Genomic DNA, 21,951 nt, shown 5'->3' on the forward strand with positions numbered 1-21,951 from the left:
TATGGCGACAGAATGGCCCAAATAAAGAAAAAGCAAATATTCGTGGTTTATTCAATCGCTGTTCGCCTTTATCTAACAAACTCGTCCAGAGCAGAGGGGATGCGTGTTTCGCGATGGCCAGCATAGCCTATATCCTTTTGTGTCATAAAGACCCCCTTGCCGTCATCAAGCAAGCGGAGAGATTAACGGCGTCTGGTGACTATATGTCGATCCACTTTGACGCTTCGGCCAACCCGTCTGATTTCGCCCAGATCACCCAGACGCTTGGCAAGAACCCGAATGTGACATTTGCCAGCAAACGCATCCGCTGCGGCTGGGGGGAATGGTCGCTGGTGCAAGCGACGCTGAACGCGGTCGAAAGCGCGATCGACGCCTTCCCGCGCGCCACACACTTCTACATGCTGTCGGGCGATTGCATGCCAATCAAATCCGCCGAATACATCCACGATTACCTCGACGATAATGATTATGACTTCATCGAGAGCTTTGACTATTTTGAAAGCGACTGGATCAAGACCGGCTGGAAAGAAGAACGGCTGATCTATCGGCACTGGTTCAATGAGCGCACCCAGAAAAAGCGGTTCTATGGCATGTTCGAGCTGCAAAAGCGCCTTGGCCTGACGCGCGAGATACCTGCGGACCTGCAGATCCAGATCGGCAGTCAGTGGTGGTGTCTGCGCCGTCAGACCGTCGAAGCCGTGATCGCATTCACCCGTGCGCGCAAGGATGTGATGCGGTTCTTCAGGACAACCTGGATCCCGGACGAGACGTTTTTCCAGACCATCGTACGCCATATCGTGCCCGAAGCCGAATTACGCGTGCGCACCCTGACGTTCCTGATGTTCACCGATTACGGAATGCCGGTGACATTCTATAACGATCACTACGATCTTTTGCTGTCGCAGGATTATCTATTTGCCCGCAAGATTAGCAGCGAGGCGCTGGACCTGAAGCGTCGGCTCGGGTTGCTGTATTCGGCCCGCGATGTCGAGGTTCAGATCAGCAACGAGGGGCGCAACCTGTTCAAGTTCCTCACCGGTCGAGGTCGGATCGGGCGGCGCTTTGCCACCCGTTTTTGGGAAAAGGAAAGCACGCTGGGGCGCGAACGCGCGTTGCTGATCGTGGTGTGCAAGAAATGGCATGTGGCCAAACGCGTGCTTGAACAGATGCGTCAGGCGACCAACCTGCCTGCGCTCGAATACCTTTTCAGCGAACAGGACACCGCCCTGCCCGATCTGGGTGGTATCCAGAACTCCTTGGGCAAGCGCACCCGTCACCGTCGGTCTTTGATGCGCATGCTGTTTGATTATTACGACACCGACCAGCTGATCGTCTGCATGGACCCCGGTGATATCGATTTGCTGAACGACTTTGCCGCTGACAGATCGGTCACGCGGGTGCTGGAGATCGAATGCCAGTTCTCGGACGACTACCTTGTCGGGCATGCCAAGCGTGTCGGGCTGGCGGGCGAGCGCACCTCTGTCGACACACTAGAGCGGCTTTTGCCCACGATCCGCAATGATCTGACGCTGGAATCCGATCGTATCCGCGACGCGCAGTTCGAAAACTACGCCCGCGTGCGCGAAACAGCCTCGGCACAGGAAAACACCGAAGCGCTCGCCGCCTTTCTGCGCATATCGCCGGAGCAGGCACGCCCCATCGCCGAGACCCACCATCTTTTTACCGACTGAGGACTGCCCATGGCCTATATTTACGACGATCAGAACATCTTTGCGAAAATCCTGCGCGGCGAAATTCCGAACAACACGGTTTACGATTCCGAATACGCGCTGGCGTTTCGGGACATTGAACCGCAGGCCCCCACGCATGTGCTGGTGATCCCCAAGGGGCCGTATATCAGCTTTGACCACTTCGCGGCAGAGGCAACCGATGCCGAAATCGTCGGCTATGTCCGCGCCATTTCGGAGGTGTGCAAAGCCGAAGGCGTCACGCTGGATGCGGGCGAAGGCTTTCGCATGATCGCCAATGCAGGTGCCCATGGCGTCCAAGAGGTTCCGCATTTGCATGTGCATATCCTGGGTGGCCGACCCATGGGGCGCATGGTGGCGCGCCCCAGCTGACCGCCACCACCTCAAGACCAAGCGCGACGGGCGCGGCGTGATCTCGCGCCGCGCTTATTTGTTTTTGCGGCCCGCCCGCCAACGTGCAAAACGCCCCTGCTTTTCGGCGATATCGTCTTCCAGCCGCTCGAGCGTCGGGTCGATGCGGGCGCGTCTGAACCGACGCCAGCGTACCCAGATCGCATACACCAGCGCCGCGAACAGGATCAGGATGATGATGTTCAGGAAACGGATGCCCTTGCTTGCATCCGGCCCGTCCACTGGACGTACAGACACCGCATTGGGAAAGATCGACAGGAATTCATTCCGCCAACCATAGTGTTTCAGCGCGACATACTTCGGGGTCCCCGCGGCGGATTTCAGATCGGACGCTTCGGCCTGCAGGTTCGTCGTGTCGAACTTGAAATACGGCGGCCAGCCCCAGCCGGTGTCTTCGTTGCGATAGACCATAACGTCGCCCTTGGCCCGACGCGACTGGATAAAGAACACGTCGCGGTTGCCTACGGCGGTGCTGTTGCCCACATCAGCGTTCGACCAGAAGATCGAATTATCGCCAAAATCGATGCGCTTTTCATAGGTGTCGGTGATCCGCACGATATCGACCTGAGGCAACGTATAGTGAAAGAACCCGGCAATGATCAGCCAGATCACACCCCAAAAGGCCCATTTGATAATCGCCATCGGCGTTTCCCCTTAATTAAAGTTGGTGAGGTAGACGGTCAGGATGACCAGCCCCACCGGGACAACATAGACCCCAAGGATCAGCTTGCGGCGGATTGACCCGTCATATCGCTTGAGCCCTCGTTGCACGAATGTGTCGCGATCCACAAGGCGCGGTCCCGCCGACCACTTTTGATGCAGTTTGCCCCGCCGGACCCGACGAGAATAAATCGACAGCGCGATATAGAAGATGGTCAGAACGACAAAACCGATAACGATCAACTTTAGCAAAGCCAGCATATGCCTGAGCCTCTTTTGTGTCGCGTGCTAGTCGGTCAACGGCCAGGTGACCTTTAACTCGCCGCCGCTTTCACGTTCGGGCGTTACCAGCTCTCCGCCCAATTGTTGTGCCGCGGCAAGCAGAATGCGCATACCAAGGCCTGTGCCGGCTGTCTGATTGTTGGGAATACCGGGGCCATCGTCAATGCAGCTCAGGTGGTAAAAACCATCCTTGCGTTCACCGCGCAGCTCAAACGTCCCGCGTTTGCGGCCCTCATAGGCGTATTTCGCAGCATTGGTCATCGCCTCGTTCACGATCATCCCGACAGAGGACGCGCTACGCGACGACAGATGCGTCGGTTCCACCTCTACGGTCAGATGTACCCCATCTGGCATCTGTTGGCTGGTAGAATGCGCAACCTTTCGCAAGAAGGCCGCGATATCCACTGCTGCACCGGTGTCGGTCAGATACAAAGCTTCGTGCAGGCTGCTGATGGTCGAAAGACGCCCCTGAATGGTGTCGAGTGCAGCGCGGGCCTCGGGGGATTTTTCGCTTCTGATCTGGATGCGGATCAACGCCTCCAGCGACTGGAGCGAGTTTTTCACGCGGTGGTCGACTTCCTTGCGCAAGACTTCGGCATCGGCCAGCGCCTTGTGCAATTCGATCTGCCGCATCGCCTGCCCCGCCAGAACCTTAAGAGCACGCCGTTGAAAGTCGTTCAGCTGGTGCGGTTTTCTGTCGAGCACGCACAGGGTACCAAGCGGCAGGTTCCTGTCGTCTTCCAACAGCGCGCCGGCGTAAAACCGGATAGAGTCGTCGCCGGTGACGAAATTATTGTCAGCTGTGCGCGGGTCGATGGTGGTGTCGTTCACCTCGAGGTAATCATCCCCCCGCAATGGCATGGGCGCAAATGCTATCGGTGATGTCGCTGCCGTCAATCTCTAACCCGATTTTGGATTTAAACCACTGGCGATCATCATCCACGAGAGAGATCAGCGCAATCGGCACCTCGCAAATCTCTGCGGCGAGGCGGGTGATGTCGTCGAACCCTTCTTCGGGCGACGTGTCTAGAATGTTATACCCTCGCAGCAACGCGAGGCGCATTTCTTCTTGCTTAATTAAAGATGCTTTCATCGACAATACTCACGAAACGGCGTGCAGAAAGCACTTTTTACAACCCCACAGATCGGAGGACAGAACGCATATGGCCTGTCACCCCACCCTGCGACAGCGATGGGTCAAAATATCTACGTTATGGTATACGTCAAGCCGTATTCCCGATTTGTCCCGCCGGGGTCATCCGCCCCCCTGGGCAAACGGGTGCCCCCCGAAAAATGGGGGGCACTGCATTTATCCTACGACGTTGAAATCAGGGCCATAAGGGTAACCTGTGATGTTGTCGTTGCCGTCTTCGGTAATCACCAGAATGTCATGTTCGCGGTAGCCGCCCGCGCCTGGCTGGCCTTCGGGAAGGGTCAACATCGGCTCCATCGAGATGACCATACCGGGTTCCAGCACCGTGTCGATGTCCTCGCGCAGCTCCAGCCCCGCTTCGCGGCCATAGAAATGCGACAGCACGCCGAACGAGTGGCCATAGCCAAAGGTGCGGTATTGTAGCAGGTCACGTTCTTCGAGGAAGGCGTTGATCTTGTGGGTCACATCGGCGCAGCTGACACCGGGTTTCAGCAGGCTCATCCCGTATTCATGGGCTGCGACGTTGGCTTCCCATATCTTCAGGCTCGCGGGGTCCACATCTCCGGCGAACAGGGTGCGTTCCAGCGCCACGTAATAGGCCGAGATCATCGGGAAGGTGTTCAGCGACAGAATATCACCGCGTTGCAGCTGCCGTGCGGTGACCGGATTATGCGCGCCGTCGGTGTTGATGCCGGATTGGAACCACACCCATGTGTCGCGGTATTCGGCGTCAGGGAACCGCTTGGCGATCTCAAGCTCCATCGCGTCGCGGCCGGCCATGGCAATGTCGATCTCGCGCGCGCCAACCTTAACGGCATCGCGGATCGCATAGCCGCCCACATCGGCCACTTGAGCCGCCTGCCGGATCAACGCGATTTCTGCCGGAGATTTATGCATCCGCTGGCGCATCGTGGTCTCGAACAGGTCGATCATCACCACCGGCTCTAGGAAATCTTCCAGCTTGTCGCGCTGCATCAGGGTCAGGTGGTCGCCCTCATAGCCAATCGTCGCGCCCTTGCCCGTGACCGACGCCACTGCGCGCCAGTAATTGTCGCGCTGCCAGTCGGTGTAGGTGATGTTGTCGGCAAAGCTGCGCCGCCACGGCTGGCCTGCGTCAATGCCCGCCGAAATGGTCACACATTCTGTCTCTGTTACCACCAGCCCATAGGGGCGGCCAAAGGCGCAGTACAGAAAGCCCGAATAATAGGCGATATTGTGCATCGACGTGAAAACCGCAGCCGTCGCACCGGCCGCATCCATGCGTTCGCGCAGTTCTTCCAGACGTGCTTCGTATTCGGCGGCGTCGAACGGCAGCGGGGACTTCGTGCCGTTGTCGAAACGGTACATATCGGGACGTGCGGTTTTGGATGAATTGGTCATATCAGACCCTCCTTCTCAGAAAGGTCCCGGCGTGCAGGACGCAAGGGCCGTGAAATGCTGGACGACGCCATCGTCCAAACCCGCCCCCTGTTTCGCCGATTTACGCCGTCCGATCAAGGCTCACTTTATCCCAAGCAGCGCTTTCACCATATCGCTTTCGGGATCTTCAAGCAGATCGATTATATCAAAATGGTGCCGCCCCTCGACGACGAACTGCTTGGCCCCCCAAACACGCGAAAACTGCTCGGCTTGCTCAAGGAAAGCGGGGCGTTCATTGGCACCGACCCAAATCGTAACATTCACCCCATGCGGGGGGGTCATGTTGACTGGGCTTTCAGCGGTTGCTTCGGCTTCGTCCAGTTTCAAGATCTCGTTCATAGAGGTCTGCAGCAGCGGCATCAAATCTGCCACGGGCGAGATGGCGACGATATTATCGATGCGGTCACGCACGTCTCCGGACAGGATCAGGGGGTCGGTCATCCGTGCGACCTGCTGCCCGCCGGCGGAATGCCCTACCAAAGCCAAAGCGCCTTGCGTCCGTTTCGCGATTTCACTGATGGCGCGGGCGACCTGCCCCGTGATCTGAGCGATCCGCACATCGGGACATAGATCATAGCCGACCATCGCAACCGCATAACCGCGCGCCAATGGACCAGCGGCCAGATGTGACCAATCGGCAGGGGCAAAGGCCTTCCAATAGCCGCCGTGGATAAAGATTACGGTGCCGCGTGACACGCCTTCGGGTTCGAAAAGATCAAACACCTCGCGGTCCGTCGGCCCGTACGAGATGTTCTTTTGCGCACGAAATCCCAGCTTCTTGCGGAATGCCGCTGCAGCCTTTTGCCAGCGGGGCGGAAATGCCTCTGCGTTCTCGATATAAGCGGCGTTTGCATAGGCGTCGTCTAGCTGCATGTGGTCCTCCGTCAGCGTCCCTTAATGATGTGGAACTAGACAATCATAGCGAATGTTGCTTTGGGTACCACAGACAAAAGCGGAGAGATCAAAATGACTGACGCAAAGACTGACCTAAAATCAATGCTCAAAGATCCCAGCCTGTTGGAAACCCGCGCCTATATCGGCGGTGAATGGGTCGATGGCGATGATGGCACCTTTGATGTGGTGAACCCCGCCCGCGGCGATGTGATCGCCAAGGTGGCCAACCTCAGCCGTGCGCAGGTGGCCGGTGCCATCGCCCAGGCGGAAAAGGCGCAAAAGGAATGGGCCAGCTGGACCGGCAAGGAACGTGCCGGCGTCATGCGCAAATGGTTCGACCTGATGATGGATAATCAAGACGATCTGGGCACCATCCTGACTGCTGAACAAGGCAAGCCCTTGGGCGAAGCCAAGGGCGAGATCGCCTATGGTGCGTCGTTCATCGAATTCTTCGGCGAAGAAGCCAAACGTGTGTACGGCGAAACCATCCCGGGCCACCAGCGCGACAAGCGGATTACCGTGATCAAGCAGCCCATCGGCGTTGCCGCCTCGATCACCCCGTGGAACTTCCCCAACGCGATGATCACCCGCAAAGCCGCGCCCGCGCTGGCCGCCGGTTGCGCCTTTGTTGCGCGCCCTGCTGCGGAAACACCGCTGTCGGCGATCGTCATGGGTGTGCTCGCCGAACGTGCAGGCATCCCCGCGGGCGTGTTCAATGTGGTGCCATCCTCGTCCTCCTCCGCCGTGGGCAAGGAATTCTGCGAAAACCCCGCCGTGCGCAAACTGACCTTTACCGGATCAACCGAAGTGGGCCGCATCCTGCTGAAACAGGCTGCCGATCAGGTCATGAAATGCTCGATGGAGCTGGGGGGCAATGCGCCGTTCATCGTGTTTGACGATGCCGATCTGGACGCCGCTGTCGAAGGCGCGATCCTGTGCAAGTTCCGCAACAACGGCCAGACCTGCGTCTGTGCAAACCGCATCTATGTGCAGGCCGGTGTCTATGACGCCTTTGCCGCAAAGCTGAAGGCCCGCGTCGAAAAGATGAAGGTCGGTGACGGCTTTGAAGACGGCGTAGAACTGGGGCCGCTGATCAACGGCGATGCCTCCGAAAAAGTGAAAGAGCATGTCGAGGACGCGCTGTCGAAAGGCGCTGAAATCCTGCTGGGCAGCAAAGAAGAGAAGATGGGCGGCAATTTCTTGGCCCCGACCATCATCACGGGTGTGACGCAGGATATGAAGGTCTCGAAAGAGGAAACCTTTGGCCCGCTGGCACCGCTGTTCAAATTCGACAACGAAGACGACGTGATCGCAATGGCCAATGATACGATCTTTGGTCTTGCGTCCTACTTCTACGCCAAAGACCTGAGCCGCGTGTACAAGGTCGCCGAGGCGCTGGAGTATGGCATCGTGGGCGTGAACACCGGCATCATCTCGACCGAGGTCGCGCCGTTTGGCGGCGTCAAACAGTCCGGTCTGGGCCGCGAAGGCAGCCACCACGGGATCGAAGACTACTTAGAAATGAAATACATCTGCATGTCGGTCTGACCTGCGGATATTGGAAATGTGAAAACGGGCGGCGGGGTGATCCTGCCGCCCGTTTTTCTTGGTAGTCAGACGTTTAGCGCACGGGAGATCAACTGGCCCAAGCGCTCGATCCCTTCAGCAATCTTGTCTTCGGTCGAGGTCGAATAGCTCAGTCGTAGCGTATTGCGCCCCGACCCATCCGCGAAAAACGCGTGCCCCGGCACAAAGGCGACCCGTTCGCTTTCCAGCGACTGCTTCAGCAGTTCGGCCCCGTCCAGCGTGTCGGGCAACGTCACCCAGATGAACATGCCGCCTTCGGGCTTGGTCCAGCTCACGCCTTTGGGCATATGGGCTTCCAATGCCGCAAGCATCGCATCCCGACGGGCGCGATAGGCGCTGCGGATCGTGTCGATATGGCTCTCGAAATGCTGCTCTGCGACCGACGATATTGCGATCTGGTTCAACGTGGCACTGTGCAGATCGGCAGCTTGCTTCATCAATACCAGCTGCGAAATCACGGGCATGGCGGCACAGACCCATCCAACGCGCAGCCCCGGCGACAACGTTTTGGAAAAGCTGCCACAATAGATCGTACGGCAGGCTTCAAGATCGCCGCCTTTGCGCGCTGCCTCCAGCGCGAGAATCGGCGGGATCGGGTCCCCGTCGAAACGCAGGGATTGATAGGCCGCGTCTTCGATCACCGCGATCTCCATCTCCTCGGCCAGATCAATCACCCGTTCGCGCGCGGCACGGCTGACGGTGGCACCGGTAGGGTTGGCAAAATCGACGGAGAGATAGGCGAACTTTGCCGCCCCGCCTGCATCCTTCGCGGCAGCGGTATAATCCGCGCCGCTGCGGTTGCTCAGCGGATCAAGCTTGTCATAGCGCGGCTCGTAAGCGTTAAAGGCCCCCAAGGCCCCCAGATACGTCGGCCAGCCCACCAGCGCCGTATCACCGGGCGACAGGAACAGCTTGCCCAGATAATCCAACGCCTGCTGCGAGCCTGATGTGATCAGAATGTTGTCCGGCGCCGCGGGAATACCGATCGCCTGCATCTGCGCCGCGATCCAGACGCGCAAAGGTTTGTGCCCCTCGCTGGTGGAATACTGCAACCCCTGCGCCGCCATCGGCCCGTTCAGCGCCTCGGCAAAGGCGTCCTGAAACGCGGCCTTCGGGAACAGATCAGGATCGGGAATGCCACCAGCAAAAGAGATTATATCAGGCTGATCCAACAGCTTGAGAAGCTCGCGAATTTCCGACGCCTTCATGCGTGTGGCGCGTGTGGCAAAAATTTCCTGTAATGACATCCCGCGTTCCTCCCCCGACTGGATCGGGGCACTCTGACGGCAGCGGTATTTTAAGTCAACAACTGTGACCTAGACCCCATGCGCGCACAAAAAGCCCGGCGCAGATGCACCGGGCTTCGTCTATCGCACTGAAAGTGCCTTAGTTGACGGTATTCGCGTCAACTACATCCTTTTCGATCGCTTTGCGCGCGCGCGAGATCTGGATCTGGCGCGGCTTCAGCGCTTCGGGCACCTGACGTTCCAAATCGATATGCAGCATACCGTCGGCGTGGGCCGCACCGGTGACCTGCACGTGGTCGGCCAAATGGAAGCGACGTTCAAACGCACGGGTCGCAATGCCGCGATGCAGATAGGTTTTATCCGTATCCTTATCGACTTTGCGGGCCGACACGATCAGCGACTTTTCACGCACTTCGACGCTCAGATCACCTTCGGTGAAACCGGCGACGGCGATGCTGATACGATAGGAATCATCGTCCAGCTTTTCGATATTATAGGGGGGATAGCTCGGCTGCGGCACGTCGCTGGCCATCACGCGGTCCATCAGGTTGGCGATTTGGTCAAAGCCGACAGTCGAACGGTGCAGCGGTGCAAAATCAAAACTACGCATAGGTATTCATCCTCGTTTGAGCGATAATATGGTCAGACCTTCCATCATGGACAGGCCTTGGGTTGCTGTCCGAAACCCTTTCAAAGGCGTTCCGGTGAAGTGAATGTGGGGTTGGGTAAATCGCGTTTCAAGGGCCGAAAAACAGGCACGCGATATCTGAATCAGGGTTTGATGAATTTCGCGCCTGTGGTGCGGCGGCGATCCTCTGATGTGATGCGTTTGCTGACGGTGCCTCCACGTAGAAACACCCCTTTGCCCGCGACCAGATCGGCCTGAAGACGGGCCAACGGCGCGCCAAGTGCGGTGCCAAGCGACACTTCCTTGTTGTCGACATTTGCCTTGGCAGACACCACCGACACAATCTGCGGCACACCGTTTTCGAAGGTAAAAATCGGCGCACCGCTGGCTCCGAAATCGACGGAGCATGTGGTGACCAGCACGCCCTCTTGGCGGGCCAAAACGCTGCAGACCTCTTGCAGGGACGGAGCCTCGGAGCGGTCCTTGGCATAGCTGACGACACCCAGCTGGTCGCCTTGTCGCGGGCGGCGGGCTGTGTCGAAAGGTTTGATCGTGGTGTTACGGATCGGGCGGTCGAGCTCCAGCAGCGCCAGATCGTTGCGCACGCGGTCCGACGACACGACGCCATCATAGACATAGTCGGGATGTACCACTGCACGGCGCACGTTCCGGTACGCGCCCGCCCGTCCGTTGCGCCAACCTGCCAGAAATTCGACTTCTGAGTGGTCAATGCGTTGTTTGCTGTCTTTGTCATACAGGCAATGCGCTGCCGTCAGCACCAGCCGGGGCGCGATCAACGCACCGGTGCAAAAGCCCTTGCCGCGGATATCCAGACGGCCCACGGCCTCCCACGCGCCGGCATCCACCCCCGTATCCAGCCTGCGCAGCCGCCCATCCTGAGCAAGCCCGGCGGTTGCCACAGTCAGACACATAATAGAAATAGCTACCCAACGGCGCACGGATATCGCTCCTACTTCGGCAAAATGAGGTCTTATGAAGTCCCTCGTATTTCCGAGATAAGGCGAAAATGCGGCGAAACCGCTATCTCAACCGAGGAATCTGCAAGTTTGCGCCTTTTTCTTGCGACAGCGCCGGAGGCTTCGGCCCACCCGAGGCCCAATCCAGCAGCTCTACCGTGTGCACCACGGGCACGCCCGCCGCCGATCCAATCTGCATCATGCAGCCGATATTGCCTGCCGCGATCACGTCGGGGTTCTTGGCCTGCAGGGTTTTGACCTTGCGGTCTTTCAATTGCTTAGAGATTTCGGGCTGCATCAGGTTATACGTCCCCGCCGACCCGCAACACAGGTGTGAATCCGCAGGCTCGACCACGGTAAAGCCCGCACGTTTCAGCAAATCCTTGGGATAGCTCTTGATCTGCTGGCCGTGCTGCAACGAACAGGCGGCGTGGTAGGCGACCGTGATGCTGTGATGGGCGGGCGCGGGGGCCTTTGGCGCATCGATGCCCGCGATATCCCCCTTGGCGGGGTTGGGCATGGCGTCTGGGTCTGCGTCCCCCGCAAGATCGTGCAGCACCTCGGACACGTCCTTGGCGATCGCCGCCACCCGCGCCGCATCTGCCGCCAGCGGATCGTTGCGGAACATGTGGCCGTAGTCTTTCACCGTGGTCCCGCAGCCCGACGTGTTGATAACGATGGCATCGAGCCCCTCCCCGTCCATCTCGGCGCACCACGCCTTGATGTTGCGCGCGGCGGTCGCATGGCTTTCGCTGGTTTTGCCCATGTGATGGGTCAGCGCCCCACAGCAGCCCGCGCCTTCGGCCACGACCACCTCGCAGCCCTGCCGTGTCAGCAGGCGGATGGTGGCGTCGTTGATATCGGTGTTCAGCGCCTTTTGCGCACAGCCCGTCATCAGCGCCACCCTTGTGCGCGGTGTCCCTTGGGCGGGGAAGCTTTGCGGGTCGTCGTTGCGGCTGACTGGCGGGATCGTCTTGGGTGCCATCTCGAGCATCGCACGCAGTCGCGCATCAGGCATCAGCCGCGCAAACGGACGCCCGATCTTGGCCCCCAGAAGCGCCAGCCGAAACCGCGTCGGATACGGCAGGATACGCGCCAGAACCCACCGCAAGGCACGGTCGCTGAACCGCCGTTTGTAGCGTTTTTCAATGTAGTCGCGGGCGTGATCCACCAGATGCATATAGTGCACGCCCGAGGGGCAAGTCGTCATACAGGCCAGACAGGACAGGCAGCGGTCGATATGTTTGACCGTCTTTTCATCCGGATCGCGGTCATTCTCGAGCATGTCCTTAATCAGATAGATACGCCCGCGCGGGCTATCCAATTCGTCCCCCAGAACCTGATAGGTTGGACATGTGGCAGTGCAAAAACCGCAATGGACACAGGCGCGCAGAATTTCGTTACTGCGTGCCGTCGCGGGGTTTTTCAACTGTTCTGCGGTGAATGTGGTTTGCATGAAAGCTCCGGCATTGCGGGCACGAGACCCTGACGAGGTAAGAGTTAAGCGGCGACGGTGCTTGCCCAGATCAGGCCGAACCACGGCAGCGTGGTGGCCAAGATCCCCAGTACATTGGTCCATCGCTGCGTGACGGGGCCGGGATAGGCGCGGCGCAACACCTGCGCAACAAAGGCCAGAACGGCGATCCAGCCTAGCCAAATACAGGCAATCGCCCCCATCGACGCCAGCAGGTTTTCGCCCCAATACTGCGCCACGCCATAGCGTATCGCCATCCCCGCCACGGCACAGAGAAAGGCAAAGAGCACCAGCGCACGCAGGCTGCGCCGGTCAGGCTTGCCACGGATCAAGAGGCGAAACACCAACGGCCCGCCGATAAAGACGACAAGGAAGACCGCAAGCAAGCTCATGCCGCGCGGTCCAGCTGACTCGCGTTAAAAACGCTCTTGGGGTCGAACTGCGCTCGCAGGGCCGCTGTCAGCCGCGCCACACCGGCGGGTTCGGGGTGGAACACGCCCAAGCGGACCTTGGTCTGCGCATCAGCCCGAACAAGCGTTGCATGCCCATCCATCGGCCCGATGGCCGCGCGCAGATCATGGCCCGCGGCGCTGCGCAGCCAGATCAGCCCGCCCGCCCAGTCATAGGTCCAGCGCTCTGCCCCCGACCGCGCCGCGATCCCTGGCGCGTCAGAGGGTTTGCACGACACGCGCCATACATCGCCCTGCCCGTCGTGAAAGGCCGCTACATCGCGGATGCCGGACCAAATCGCCTGCGTCGCCGCTGCGTCGCGTTGCTCAATCTTTGCCCCCGCGCCGGCGAGCAACGATTGCAACTGCTCCAGACGGTAGGTGACCGATGCCTCGAACCCTTCAATCCGCAGCGCGGTTTCGCGCGTGGCGGGATCGTGGGCGGCCCCTGTCACCTCGAACGGACTGCCAAGGGCGCGGGCCATCGCAGCGACAGCGGCTGCGTCCTCGAGGCCGTGCAAAACCAGCGTCGCTTGCGTCTCGGGACGCGGCAGCACCTTCATCGACACTTCGCTGAGCACACCAAGGGTACCAAAAGACCCTGCCATCAGCTTGACCAGATCATAGCCGGTCACGTTCTTCATCACGCGCCCACCGTTCTTGACCACGGCACCGCGCCCGTCGACAAAGCGCACCCCCAACAGAAAATCCCGCGCGGCCCCGACCGAAATACGCCGCGGACCGCTGATGTTGCCCGCCATGACGCCGCCGATGGTGGGCGTGCCGGTGGTGCCCAACAGCCCGCGATGGTCCATCGGCTCGAACGCGAGGCGCTGGTTCTCGGCGGCCAGCGCCTCTTCGATCTCGGCCACAGGGGTGCCCGGTTTCGCGACCAGCGTCAGCGCACCGGGCTCATACAGCGTGATCCCCTGCAGCCCCGCGACGCTGACAACCTGACCTGTCGCAGGCAGTCCACGCGTACCGCCCCCCTGAACCGAGATCGAGCCAGCGGCGTCTTTGACCGCATCGACCAGCGCCTCTTCGGATGTGATGGCCATGTCTCGGCTCCTTCGTCGTAAGTGTGATCGGCTTGCGATCATCGGTTCATCGGGTATCGAGGGGTTATTCCGCCGCCAGCGCCACGGCGCGGCGTGTTTCTGACGCGTCCAGCGGAAAGACCTTGGCGGGGTTCAGCAGCCATGCGGGGTCGAACACATCCTTCACCGCCATCTGCGCCTCAAGGTCGTCGTATGCATATTGCACATGCATCAGGTCGCGCTTTTCGATGCCGACGCCATGTTCGCCGGTCAGACAGCCGCCCACCTCGACGCAGAGTTTAAGGATCTCGGCCCCGAATTCCTCACACAGCTCCAGATCGCCCGGTTTGTTGGCATCGAACAGGATCAACGGATGCATATTGCCGTCGCCTGCATGAAACACATTCCCGACCTTGAGCCCGAACTGATCGCTCATCTCTTCGATCCGCTTAAGCACGAAGGGCAAAGACGACACAGGGATGGTGCCATCCAGACACATGTAATCGTTGATCTGCCCCATCGCACCAAAGGCCGATTTGCGACCCAGCCAGATCTTGGCGCTTTCCTCTGCGGATTTGGATTGCCGCAACTCAACCGGATTATGCCGCTGTGCGATTTCAGAGATCAGGCCCAGCTGATGGTCAATCTCCGCGTCGGAGCCTTCGACCTCGATGATCAGCAATGCCTCGCACATGGGATAACCAGCCTTGGCAAAGGCTTCCGTCGCTTCGATACAGGGGCGGTCCATAAATTCGATCGCGACAGGCAACACCCCCGCCTTGATGATGTCAGAGACACACTCCCCCGCGACCTCGTTGTCGTCGAACCCGATCAACACGGGCCGCGCGCCTTCGGGTTTGTGCAAGATGCGCAGCGTGGCTTCGGTGACGACCCCCAGCTGCCCTTCAGAGCCGCAGATTAACCCCAATAGATCCAGTCCGCCCGCGTCCAGATACCCGCCACCGACTTCGATCACCTCGCCGTCCATCAACACCATGGTGACGCCCATCAGATTGTTTGTCGTCACCCCGTATTTCAAACAATGCGCCCCGCCCGAATTCATCGCGATATTACCCGCGATGGCACAGGCCAGCTGGCTAGACGGGTCCGGCGCGTAAAAGAAGCCATCCTCTTCGACCGCGCCTGTGACGCTCAGGTTGGTCCGTCCGGTTTGCACCTTGATGATGCGGTTGGCGTAATCGGTTTCGATCACGTCATTCATGCGGGCCACGCCAAGGATCACGCAGTCGGCCGTGGGCAGCGCCCCACCCGCCAGCGACGTGCCAGAGCCGCGCGGCACCACCGGCACGCCTTCCTCGTGGCAGATGCGCAACACGTCCGACACCTGCTGCGTTGTATAGGGCAACACCGCCACCATCGGGGCGCATTTATAGGCGGTCAGCGCGTCACATTCATAGGCGCGCGTCTCGCGTTCGTCGGAAATCACGGCATCATCAGGCAAAACCTGACGCAGCCGTTCAACGACACGCGCCTTGCGGGCGATCACACCCTGACTGGGAATAGGCATTTCCATGTCGCACCTCCAATTTGGTAAAATATTATGACCAATTAATAGCGTTGGCAACACAGAACCAGTCGGCGTATGCAGCTTAGCATGACTTGGATGGATCGCATCGCCCTGTTTCAACCGCTGGATTATGCCGCTTTGGCGATAATCTTTTGCGCCTGGCTCGCCATTGGTTGGCGCATCGAACACTCAAACCCCGCGAAGCCGTCAGTGTCGCTGATCATGGCGCAATACCGGCGCGAGTGGATGACCCAGATGGTCACCCGACAACCGCGCATCTTTGATTCACAGATGATCAGCACGCTGCGCCAAAGCACGGCGTTTTTTGCCTCGACCAGCATGATCGCACTGGGTGGGACGCTGGCGCTGTTGGGCAATAGTGAACGGCTGTCCACCGTGGTCGCAGACCTTGCGCTGACCGACCTGCCAACCGTGGTCTGGGAATTCAAAATGCTGTTGCCGCTGTTCTTTTTGACCAACGGCTTTTTGAAATTCGTCTGGTCAAACCGGCTATTCGGGTACTGCTCTGTTTTGATGGCCGCCGTTCCCAACGACCCGAATGACCGCCGCGCACGGCCACTGGCATCCAAAGCAGCCGAGATCAACATCACAGCCGCCCGCAGCTTCAATCGGGGGTTACGGTCGCTTTATTTCGCACTGGCTAGTCTGGGATGGATCATCGGCCCGATCCCCCTGATCATTGCCGCCATTGTCACAGTTGTTATCATCTGGCGCCGCGAATTCACGTCACTGTCAAGACGCATTCTATTGGAAAGTGAGGACGGCTAGTCTATATGTTTGTTTTGAGGCATTGGTGTAGTCATGAACAAATTGATCCTTTCCATCCCGCTGCTGATTGCAGCACAGGTCGCTTCGGCCGACCCTGCTGCGATTAATTCGGTTCGCGTCTCGAAAGAGGGCGGCCTGTATAAATTCGACGTGACCATCAGCCACGGCGATACTGGCTGGGATCACTTTTCCGACGCTTGGCGCATTTTGGATACCGACGGCAATCAGCTGGCGATCCGCGAGCTGATCCACCCTCATGTAGAGGAGCAGCCGCTGACACGGTCGCTGTCCGGCGTCGAACTGCCTGCTGGCACGACCGAAGTCCGCATACAGGTGCGCGAAACGCAATCCGGTTGGGGCAAAAAGATCAGAAAAGTTCAGATCAAGTAAGGTCCACGGCCCGCTAAATGCGGTGATATGGTCCACCCGACAGGATAGAGGCCGCGCGATACAGCTGTTCTGCCAACATGACTCTCACCATCATGTGCGGCCAGACCATCTTGCCGAATGACAAGGCGTGATCCGCATCGCGCCGCAGCTCCTTATCGATCCCATCTGCGCCCCCAATGACAAAGCAAAGATCGCCCCGCCCTTGATCGCGCCAGCCACCAAGACGGTTGGCGAAGTCGGGCGAGCTTTCGACGCGGCCACGTTCATCCATTACACAGATCAGTGACCCTGCCGGAATGGCGCGGCGCAATAAAGCCGCTTCGGCGGGCATGCCACCGTTTTTCTTATCCTCAACCTCGATCACGCGCGCGGGCCCAAGGCCCAGCGCGCGACCGGTTCGATCAAACCGGTTTAGATAATCGTCAATGAGGTCTTTTTCCGGTCCGGCGCGCAAGCGCCCGACCGCACAAATGTGAACACGCATGAAGCCTACCGCAAAGGCGGCTTAATGCGGCATCACGGCTGGGGCTTCTGTGGTCATCCACATCTTCTCCAGCTGGTAGAATTCACGGACTTCCGGGCGGAACACGTGAACGATCACATCGCCAGTATCGATCAGAACCCAATCACCGGTTTCCTTGCCTTCGACCTTGGGCGAACGGCCATAGTCATCTTTGACCATCTGTGCCAGCTTTTCCGCGATTGCAGAAACCTGACGCGAAGACCGGCCCGAGCACACGACCATATAGTCGCCGATTGCCGTTTTGCCGCGCAGATCGATCTGCACAATTTCTTCGGCTTTATCGTCGTCGAGCTGGGAAAGAATTGAAGCCAGCAAGGCGTCGCTTGTGGCAGTGTTTTGTTCAGCAGTCATCAGGGCTGCCTGCGGGGTAGCAGTCGGAACTGCATTTGAAAGCGTTGACAGGACATTGTCCTCCTTTAGACGCGCCGACAGTCCCCCGGCGCTGGGGATGTCCTAGAATAGGCGTGCCGAAGTGAAATTTCAATGACAAGCAGGCCAAACAGGCATTTACTGGCTCTTTACTGTCACGACTGGCGCTTTGTCCGCTGCACAACTCAAGCAGCACGGCGCGCAAGGTCGTGAAGGAACCGAGCATGCGCATATAGTGGCAAGGGCCGTGTTCCGCGGGAAATTTTCTTTTCTGGTAACGCTTTGCCGGATCATGCCATGACGCTCCCCGCCGCATAGCCCCCAGCGTTTGACGATCCACACCTTACGCGCCCTGTATAACCTGCTGGGCCTCACAGAAGACCTGCGGTCTCAGCTCTTTATCAAAAAAGACCAACGGCCACCTGCGCCCGCCCTATCACAGCGCAACCCTGACAACGGCCATTCACGACTGATTCCCGTTGCAGCCAAAGCCTCGCACCGCTTTGTCGCTGCTGGCCTTAGCCCCCGTCAGCAGGACCTTCAGGTGTGATGCGCGACAAGGCCAGCTTGCTGTCATCCAGCATTTTAACCTCGCGCTGCGGGAAGGGGATGGAAATGCCGTTCTCTTTGAACGTATCCCACAGCGCGAGATAGACATTCCCCCTGATGTTGGTCAGCCCGCCTGTCGGGTCCTTGATCCAGAAGCGCAAGATATAGTCGACGCTGCTGTCGCCAAAGCCAACGATGTGACAGACAGGAGCCTTGAAGCTCAGCACCCGATCTACCCCACTCGCCGCATCCACGGCCAGCTTGCGCACCACATGCGGATCATCGTCGTAGGCCGTGCCGAAATAGATATCGAGCCGCACAAAATCGTTGGAATGGGACCAGTTCACCACTTGCCCGGTGATCAGGTCTTCGTTCGGGATCAGGTATTCCTTGCCGTCTCGTGTCACAACGGAGGCATAGCGCGCACCCAGCGTCTGGATCCACCCAAAGGTATCGCCAAGGCTGATCACATCCCCCGGCTTGATGGATTTGTCGATCAGGATGATGATACCCGACACAAGGTTCGACACGACCTTTTGCAGACCGAAACCAAGGCCTACACCGATCGCCCCCGACAGCACCGCAAGGCCGGTCAGATCAATCCCGACCGCCTTGACGCCCATAAAAAATGCAACGCCGTAGAGGGTCAGCTGAACCCCCTTGACCGCCAGCACCTGCATGGAGGGGCTGATGTCTTCGTTCTTGCGGATCGTGGCCGCGCTGGTCTGACTGATAATGCGCGCCACAGAAAAGAACAGGCCGATCACCACCAGCGCGGTGATCACCGTCAGCAGCGACAGTCGGAAATCACCGACAGACAGCGCAACAGAATCCAGAAACGCCGAGACATCATCAACGACGTTCAGCGCATAGAGCGTGGCATAGATCCACAGCCCCCATGTCACCAGACGCCGCATGGGCCGGTTGCGCACCAGACGCGCTGCAAAGGCGATACAGACCCAAACCGCAACCAGCGTCGCGAAGATACCGATCAGATAGGACCGCGACGGCCAAGTGATATTCTGCATCACCAGATACACCGCCCCTGCCAACGCAGCAAACCACATCAACCCGAGCCGGCGTTTGACCTGTACCACCATGCGCAGTTGCCATTTCGACCACCCCTCGCGCGAGCGGACCCAGTTTTGCAACCAGCTGCCCGACGCGTGATGCAGCCCCCAAGATACCAGCGCCAACCCCAGCAGGATAAACATCTGATACTGCCGCCAGCCGGGTTGCATCAGACTCTCTGCCAGCCCGATGCCCCCCGTTATCAACGCCTGAATGCTTTCAAGGAAGTGGGCAAAAGGGTCTGGGGTCATCGTGAACTTTCTAAGCAGGAAACATATACCGCGCTGCAATGGTGGGACAATCCCGAGCACCGCGCAAGAACCGATCCCCGCCCCGACGTATAAGCATGCAATCCGATGCAGCCCTGCCACCGCCCTGCGCCGTCACACACCTTGATCACAGGGGCGAAAGCGGCTAGCAAAGCCGCTATGACACATGTTTCAGACGATCTGTTCAACATCTGCGACCGCGCCCGTTTGCGCGAACGCTTTTATGGGGCAACCCACACTGTGCTGGCGCGACTATAAACGCCTGCCTGCGCCTTGGCGCTCGTCTTTCGTACACCCCAATACCTTGCTTACATAACATACGGGAGAGGACCACATGTCCCCCAAAACGCTTTATGATAAAATCTGGGATGCCCATGTCGCGCACGAAGCCGACGATGGTACCTGCCTTTTGTACATCGACCGTCACCTCGTCCACGAAGTGACCAGCCCGCAAGCCTTTGAAGGGCTGCGGATGACGGGCCGCAGCGTGCGCCGCCCCGACCAGACAATCGCCGTGCCCGATCACAACGTGCCGACCACACTGGACCGCGCCAACGCTGCGACAATGACCGAAGACAGCCGCGTTCAGGTTGCGGCCCTTGATACCAACGCCAAGGAATTCGGGCTGCACTATTACCCCGTGTCCGACGTGCGTCAGGGCATCGTGCATATCGTTGGCCCGGAACAGGGCTGGACCCTGCCCGGCATGACTGTTGTCTGCGGCGACAGCCACACGGCGACACATGGCGCGTTCGGCTCGCTGGCCCACGGGATCGGCACCTCAGAGGTGGAACACGTGCTGGCGACGCAAACGCTGATCCAGAAGAAATCCAAGAACATGAAGGTCGAGATCACCGGCAAACTTTCCCCCGGTGTGACCGCCAAAGACATCACCATGACCGTGATCGGTGAAACCGGCACGGCGGGCGGCACCGGCTATGTCATCGAATATTGCGGCGAAGCGATCCGTGACCTGTCGATGGAAGGCCGCATGACCGTCTGCAATATGGCCATCGAGGGCGGCGCGCGCGCTGGCCTGATCGCGCCAGATGACAAAACCTTCGAATATTGCAAAGGCCGCCCCCACGCGCCCAAAGGCGCCCAGTGGGAAGCCGCAATGGACTGGTGGAAAACGCTGTATTCCGACGACGACGCGCATTGGGACAAGGTCATCACCATCAAGGGCGAAGACATCGCACCTGCCGTGACTTGGGGCACCTCGCCCGAAGACGTTCTGCCGATCACCGCCACCGTACCGGCAGCTTCGGATTACACCGGCGGCAAGGTCGACGCGGCGAAACGCGCGATTGAATACATGGGTCTGACCGAAGGCATGGCGTTGACGGATATCGAGATCGACACCGTGTTCATCGGGTCCTGCACCAACGGCCGCATCGAAGACCTGCGCGCTGCCGCGGCAGTATTGAAGGGCAAGAAGATCAAGGAAGGCATGCGTGCCATGATCGTTCCCGGCTCGGGGTTGGTGCGGGCGCAAGCCGAAGAAGAAGGCCTTGCCGATATCTTCAAGGACGCTGGCTTTGAATGGCGGCTTGCGGGCTGTTCGATGTGTCTGGCGATGAACCCCGACCAACTGGCACCGGGCGAACGCTGCGCATCGACATCCAACCGCAACTTCGAAGGCCGTCAGGGCTTTAAGGGGCGCACCCACTTGATGTCACCCGCGATGGCTGCCGCAGCAGCGCTCACCGGACGTTTGACCGATATCCGCCAGCTTGACGCGTAAGCGGCCAGCAGATCAAAGGACAACAAGACAATGAATAAATTCGACAAGCTTTCCGGGATCGCGGCCCCCATGCCGATGGTGAATATCGACACCGATATGATCATCCCCAAGCAGTTCCTGAAAACGATCAAACGGTCGGGCCTTGGGGTGAACCTGTTCGACGAAATGCGCTATGACCGCGACGGCAACGAAGTGCCTGATTTCATCCTGAACAAGCCGCAATACCGCGAAACACAGATTCTGGTCGCAGGCGATAACTTTGGCTGTGGCTCTTCGCGCGAACACGCGCCTTGGGCGATTGCCGATTTTGGCATCACCTGCGTGATTGCACCCAGTTTTGCGGATATCTTTTACAGCAACTGTTTCAAGAACGGCATCCTGCCCATTGCCCTGCCGCAAGAACAGGTCGATCTGCTGATGAAAGACGCGGATAAGGGATCTAACGCGCGGATCGAGGTGGACCTTGAGGCGCAGACGATCACCAGTTCCGATGGCGACGTCTTCACCTTCCAGGTCGACGCGTTCAAAAAGCACTGCTTGATGAACGGTCTGGACGATATCGGCCTGACCATGGAAAAAGCGGCTTCGATCGACAGCTTCGAATCTGCTGCCGCACAGGCGCGTCCTTGGGTGTAAAACCTTTGGCCGCGGCCCCCTGGGGCCGCTGGCTTGACCTAACCGTGGGTTGAGAGCTATAAATAGTTGTGGGCGTCGTGTGAACGCCCACAACATATCGTGGGTAGCGTCATTTGCGCCGCAGCAATGATGCAATACCGCACCATACCTGCGCCC

Annotated in this window: 24 protein-coding genes; 8 read left to right on the forward strand and 16 right to left on the reverse strand. The window is 59.0% G+C overall.

What is annotated here, in order from left to right; all coding sequences use genetic code 11:
- The first annotated feature begins 113 nt into the window (after window positions 1–113).
- Together GLP52_RS11185 and GLP52_RS11190 are read left to right on the forward strand one after the other, a co-directional pair.
- Window positions 114–1,691 carry a DUF5928 domain-containing protein gene (locus tag GLP52_RS11185; protein WP_093731559.1) on the forward strand — a complete coding sequence of 526 codons (1,578 nt, stop codon included), beginning with the start codon at window positions 114–116 and terminating at the stop codon, window positions 1,689–1,691.
- A gap of 9 nt (window positions 1,692–1,700) precedes the next feature.
- A complete protein-coding gene (locus GLP52_RS11190) occupies window positions 1,701–2,081 on the forward strand; it encodes a histidine triad nucleotide-binding protein (RefSeq protein ID WP_237272420.1) in 381 nt (126 codons plus the stop codon).
- A gap of 54 nt (window positions 2,082–2,135) precedes the next feature.
- On the opposite strand, the gene GLP52_RS11195 is transcribed toward GLP52_RS11190, so the two are convergent.
- The 6 genes from GLP52_RS11195 to GLP52_RS11220 form a co-directional block, all read right to left on the reverse strand.
- Window positions 2,136–2,762, reverse strand: coding sequence for a DUF1523 family protein (locus tag GLP52_RS11195; protein ID WP_093731561.1), 627 nt, complete (start codon window positions 2,760–2,762; stop codon window positions 2,136–2,138).
- Between the two features lie 12 nt (window positions 2,763–2,774).
- A complete protein-coding gene (locus tag GLP52_RS11200; protein WP_237272421.1) occupies window positions 2,775–3,041 on the reverse strand; it encodes a hypothetical protein in 267 nt (88 codons plus the stop codon).
- A gap of 27 nt (window positions 3,042–3,068) precedes the next feature.
- Window positions 3,069–3,923 (reverse strand): histidine kinase dimerization/phosphoacceptor domain -containing protein, encoded by an 855-nt coding sequence (locus GLP52_RS11205; protein ID WP_237273542.1) that lies wholly within the window; start codon window positions 3,921–3,923, stop codon window positions 3,069–3,071.
- Complete coding sequence (locus tag GLP52_RS11210) at window positions 3,904–4,125, reverse strand: hypothetical protein (RefSeq protein WP_237273543.1); 222 nt, start codon at window positions 4,123–4,125, stop codon at window positions 3,904–3,906. The genes GLP52_RS11205 and GLP52_RS11210 overlap by 20 nt, the downstream gene beginning before the upstream one ends.
- Window positions 4,126–4,371: 246 nt before the next feature.
- The gene (locus tag GLP52_RS11215) at window positions 4,372–5,595 is read right to left on the reverse strand and encodes an aminopeptidase P family protein (protein WP_237272423.1); all 1,224 of its coding nucleotides are present in this window, start codon (window positions 5,593–5,595) and stop codon (window positions 4,372–4,374) included.
- Window positions 5,596–5,715: 120 nt separating this feature from the next.
- Complete coding sequence (locus tag GLP52_RS11220; protein WP_093731565.1) at window positions 5,716–6,507, reverse strand: alpha/beta hydrolase; 792 nt, start codon at window positions 6,505–6,507, stop codon at window positions 5,716–5,718.
- Window positions 6,508–6,600: 93 nt separating this feature from the next.
- Here GLP52_RS11220 and GLP52_RS11225 point away from each other — a divergent pair, with 93 nt between their 5' ends.
- Entirely contained in the window at window positions 6,601–8,076 is a 1,476-nt protein-coding gene (locus GLP52_RS11225) for an NAD-dependent succinate-semialdehyde dehydrogenase (protein ID WP_093731642.1), read from the forward strand.
- A gap of 65 nt (window positions 8,077–8,141) precedes the next feature.
- On the opposite strand, the gene GLP52_RS11230 is transcribed toward GLP52_RS11225, so the two are convergent.
- From GLP52_RS11230 to GLP52_RS11260, 7 genes are all read right to left on the reverse strand, one after another.
- Window positions 8,142–9,362 carry an aminotransferase-like domain-containing protein gene (locus tag GLP52_RS11230; protein WP_237272424.1) on the reverse strand — a complete coding sequence of 407 codons (1,221 nt, stop codon included), beginning with the start codon at window positions 9,360–9,362 and terminating at the stop codon, window positions 8,142–8,144.
- Between the two features lie 139 nt (window positions 9,363–9,501).
- Window positions 9,502–9,972 (reverse strand): Hsp20 family protein, encoded by a 471-nt coding sequence (locus GLP52_RS11235; protein ID WP_093731567.1) that lies wholly within the window; start codon window positions 9,970–9,972, stop codon window positions 9,502–9,504.
- A 161-nt stretch (window positions 9,973–10,133) separates the two neighbouring features.
- A complete protein-coding gene (locus GLP52_RS11240) occupies window positions 10,134–10,922 on the reverse strand; it encodes a trypsin-like serine peptidase (RefSeq protein WP_093731568.1) in 789 nt (262 codons plus the stop codon).
- A 109-nt stretch (window positions 10,923–11,031) separates the two neighbouring features.
- Window positions 11,032–12,423, reverse strand: coding sequence for a glycolate oxidase subunit GlcF (gene glcF, locus GLP52_RS11245; RefSeq protein ID WP_237272425.1), 1,392 nt, complete (start codon window positions 12,421–12,423; stop codon window positions 11,032–11,034).
- A gap of 44 nt (window positions 12,424–12,467) precedes the next feature.
- A complete protein-coding gene (locus tag GLP52_RS11250; protein ID WP_237272426.1) occupies window positions 12,468–12,833 on the reverse strand; it encodes a hypothetical protein in 366 nt (121 codons plus the stop codon).
- Window positions 12,830–13,948, reverse strand: coding sequence for an FAD-binding protein (locus GLP52_RS11255; protein WP_237272427.1), 1,119 nt, complete (start codon window positions 13,946–13,948; stop codon window positions 12,830–12,832). The genes GLP52_RS11250 and GLP52_RS11255 overlap by 4 nt, the downstream gene beginning before the upstream one ends.
- A gap of 64 nt (window positions 13,949–14,012) precedes the next feature.
- Window positions 14,013–15,461: an FAD-linked oxidase C-terminal domain-containing protein gene (locus GLP52_RS11260; RefSeq protein ID WP_237272428.1), complete on the reverse strand. Its 1,449-nt coding sequence runs from the start codon at window positions 15,459–15,461 to the stop codon at window positions 14,013–14,015.
- 81 nt (window positions 15,462–15,542) lie between these two features.
- Between GLP52_RS11260 and GLP52_RS11265 the strand changes: the two genes are divergently transcribed.
- Window positions 15,543–16,244, forward strand: coding sequence for a DUF599 domain-containing protein (locus GLP52_RS11265; protein WP_093731643.1), 702 nt, complete (start codon window positions 15,543–15,545; stop codon window positions 16,242–16,244).
- A 33-nt stretch (window positions 16,245–16,277) separates the two neighbouring features.
- Entirely contained in the window at window positions 16,278–16,634 is a 357-nt protein-coding gene (locus GLP52_RS11270; protein WP_237272429.1) for a hypothetical protein, read from the forward strand.
- Between the two features lie 13 nt (window positions 16,635–16,647).
- Here GLP52_RS11270 and rlmH read toward each other — a convergent pair whose 3' ends face one another.
- From rlmH to GLP52_RS11285, 3 genes are all read right to left on the reverse strand, one after another.
- The gene (gene rlmH / locus GLP52_RS11275) at window positions 16,648–17,118 is read right to left on the reverse strand and encodes a 23S rRNA (pseudouridine(1915)-N(3))-methyltransferase RlmH (RefSeq protein ID WP_237273544.1); all 471 of its coding nucleotides are present in this window, start codon (window positions 17,116–17,118) and stop codon (window positions 16,648–16,650) included.
- A gap of 21 nt (window positions 17,119–17,139) precedes the next feature.
- Window positions 17,140–17,508 (reverse strand): ribosome silencing factor, encoded by a 369-nt coding sequence (gene rsfS, locus GLP52_RS11280; protein ID WP_093731575.1) that lies wholly within the window; start codon window positions 17,506–17,508, stop codon window positions 17,140–17,142.
- 536 nt (window positions 17,509–18,044) lie between these two features.
- Window positions 18,045–19,397, reverse strand: a complete 1,353-nt coding sequence (locus tag GLP52_RS11285; RefSeq protein WP_093731576.1) for a mechanosensitive ion channel family protein — start codon at window positions 19,395–19,397, stop codon at window positions 18,045–18,047.
- Window positions 19,398–19,574: 177 nt separating this feature from the next.
- Here GLP52_RS11285 and GLP52_RS11290 point away from each other — a divergent pair, with 177 nt between their 5' ends.
- The 3 genes from GLP52_RS11290 (at window position 19,575) to leuD (ending at window position 21,795) form a co-directional block, all read left to right on the forward strand.
- Window positions 19,575–19,673, forward strand: coding sequence for an isopropylmalate isomerase (locus tag GLP52_RS11290; RefSeq protein ID WP_206338723.1), 99 nt, complete (start codon window positions 19,575–19,577; stop codon window positions 19,671–19,673).
- A 76-nt stretch (window positions 19,674–19,749) separates the two neighbouring features.
- Window positions 19,750–21,159, forward strand: coding sequence for a 3-isopropylmalate dehydratase large subunit (leuC, locus tag GLP52_RS11295; protein ID WP_237272431.1), 1,410 nt, complete (start codon window positions 19,750–19,752; stop codon window positions 21,157–21,159).
- A gap of 30 nt (window positions 21,160–21,189) precedes the next feature.
- Entirely contained in the window at window positions 21,190–21,795 is a 606-nt protein-coding gene (leuD, locus tag GLP52_RS11300; RefSeq protein WP_237272432.1) for a 3-isopropylmalate dehydratase small subunit, read from the forward strand.
- Window positions 21,796–21,951 lie beyond the last annotated feature (156 nt).

This window comes from Sulfitobacter sp. M22 (genome assembly GCF_021736025.1).
Classification (GTDB): Bacteria; Pseudomonadota; Alphaproteobacteria; order Rhodobacterales; family Rhodobacteraceae; genus Sulfitobacter; species Sulfitobacter litoralis.

Bases quoted from the DNA above. Each gene is read 5' to 3' on its own strand.
- GLP52_RS11210 (WP_237273543.1), bottom strand. From the start codon at position 4,125: ATGCGCCTCGCGTTGCTGCGAGGGTATAACATTCTAGACACGTCGCCC.
- GLP52_RS11235 (WP_093731567.1), bottom strand. From the start codon at position 9,972: ATGCGTAGTTTTGATTTTGCACCGCTGCACCGTTCGACTGTCGGCTTT.
- GLP52_RS11205 (WP_237273542.1), bottom strand. From the start codon at position 3,923: ATGCCATTGCGGGGGGATGATTACCTCGAGGTGAACGACACCACCATC.
- GLP52_RS11220 (WP_093731565.1), bottom strand. From the start codon at position 6,507: ATGCAGCTAGACGACGCCTATGCAAACGCCGCTTATATCGAGAACGCA.
- GLP52_RS11265 (WP_093731643.1), top strand. From the start codon at position 15,543: ATGACTTGGATGGATCGCATCGCCCTGTTTCAACCGCTGGATTATGCC.
- GLP52_RS11240 (WP_093731568.1), bottom strand. From the start codon at position 10,922: ATGTGTCTGACTGTGGCAACCGCCGGGCTTGCTCAGGATGGGCGGCTG.
- GLP52_RS11225 (WP_093731642.1), top strand. From the start codon at position 6,601: ATGACTGACGCAAAGACTGACCTAAAATCAATGCTCAAAGATCCCAGC.
- glcF (WP_237272425.1), bottom strand. From the start codon at position 12,423: ATGCAAACCACATTCACCGCAGAACAGTTGAAAAACCCCGCGACGGCA.
- rsfS (WP_093731575.1), bottom strand. From the start codon at position 17,508: ATGACTGCTGAACAAAACACTGCCACAAGCGACGCCTTGCTGGCTTCA.
- GLP52_RS11250 (WP_237272426.1), bottom strand. From the start codon at position 12,833: ATGAGCTTGCTTGCGGTCTTCCTTGTCGTCTTTATCGGCGGGCCGTTG.
- GLP52_RS11215 (WP_237272423.1), bottom strand. From the start codon at position 5,595: ATGACCAATTCATCCAAAACCGCACGTCCCGATATGTACCGTTTCGAC.
- GLP52_RS11200 (WP_237272421.1), bottom strand. From the start codon at position 3,041: ATGCTGGCTTTGCTAAAGTTGATCGTTATCGGTTTTGTCGTTCTGACC.
- GLP52_RS11285 (WP_093731576.1), bottom strand. From the start codon at position 19,397: ATGACCCCAGACCCTTTTGCCCACTTCCTTGAAAGCATTCAGGCGTTG.
- GLP52_RS11260 (WP_237272428.1), bottom strand. From the start codon at position 15,461: ATGGAAATGCCTATTCCCAGTCAGGGTGTGATCGCCCGCAAGGCGCGT.
- GLP52_RS11190 (WP_237272420.1), top strand. From the start codon at position 1,701: ATGGCCTATATTTACGACGATCAGAACATCTTTGCGAAAATCCTGCGC.
- GLP52_RS11185 (WP_093731559.1), top strand. From the start codon at position 114: ATGGCCAGCATAGCCTATATCCTTTTGTGTCATAAAGACCCCCTTGCC.
- GLP52_RS11270 (WP_237272429.1), top strand. From the start codon at position 16,278: ATGAACAAATTGATCCTTTCCATCCCGCTGCTGATTGCAGCACAGGTC.
- GLP52_RS11255 (WP_237272427.1), bottom strand. From the start codon at position 13,948: ATGGCCATCACATCCGAAGAGGCGCTGGTCGATGCGGTCAAAGACGCC.
- GLP52_RS11230 (WP_237272424.1), bottom strand. From the start codon at position 9,362: ATGTCATTACAGGAAATTTTTGCCACACGCGCCACACGCATGAAGGCG.
- rlmH (WP_237273544.1), bottom strand. From the start codon at position 17,118: ATGCGTGTTCACATTTGTGCGGTCGGGCGCTTGCGCGCCGGACCGGAA.
- GLP52_RS11195 (WP_093731561.1), bottom strand. From the start codon at position 2,762: ATGGCGATTATCAAATGGGCCTTTTGGGGTGTGATCTGGCTGATCATT.
- leuC (WP_237272431.1), top strand. From the start codon at position 19,750: ATGTCCCCCAAAACGCTTTATGATAAAATCTGGGATGCCCATGTCGCG.
- GLP52_RS11290 (WP_206338723.1), top strand. From the start codon at position 19,575: ATGACACATGTTTCAGACGATCTGTTCAACATCTGCGACCGCGCCCGT.
- leuD (WP_237272432.1), top strand. From the start codon at position 21,190: ATGAATAAATTCGACAAGCTTTCCGGGATCGCGGCCCCCATGCCGATG.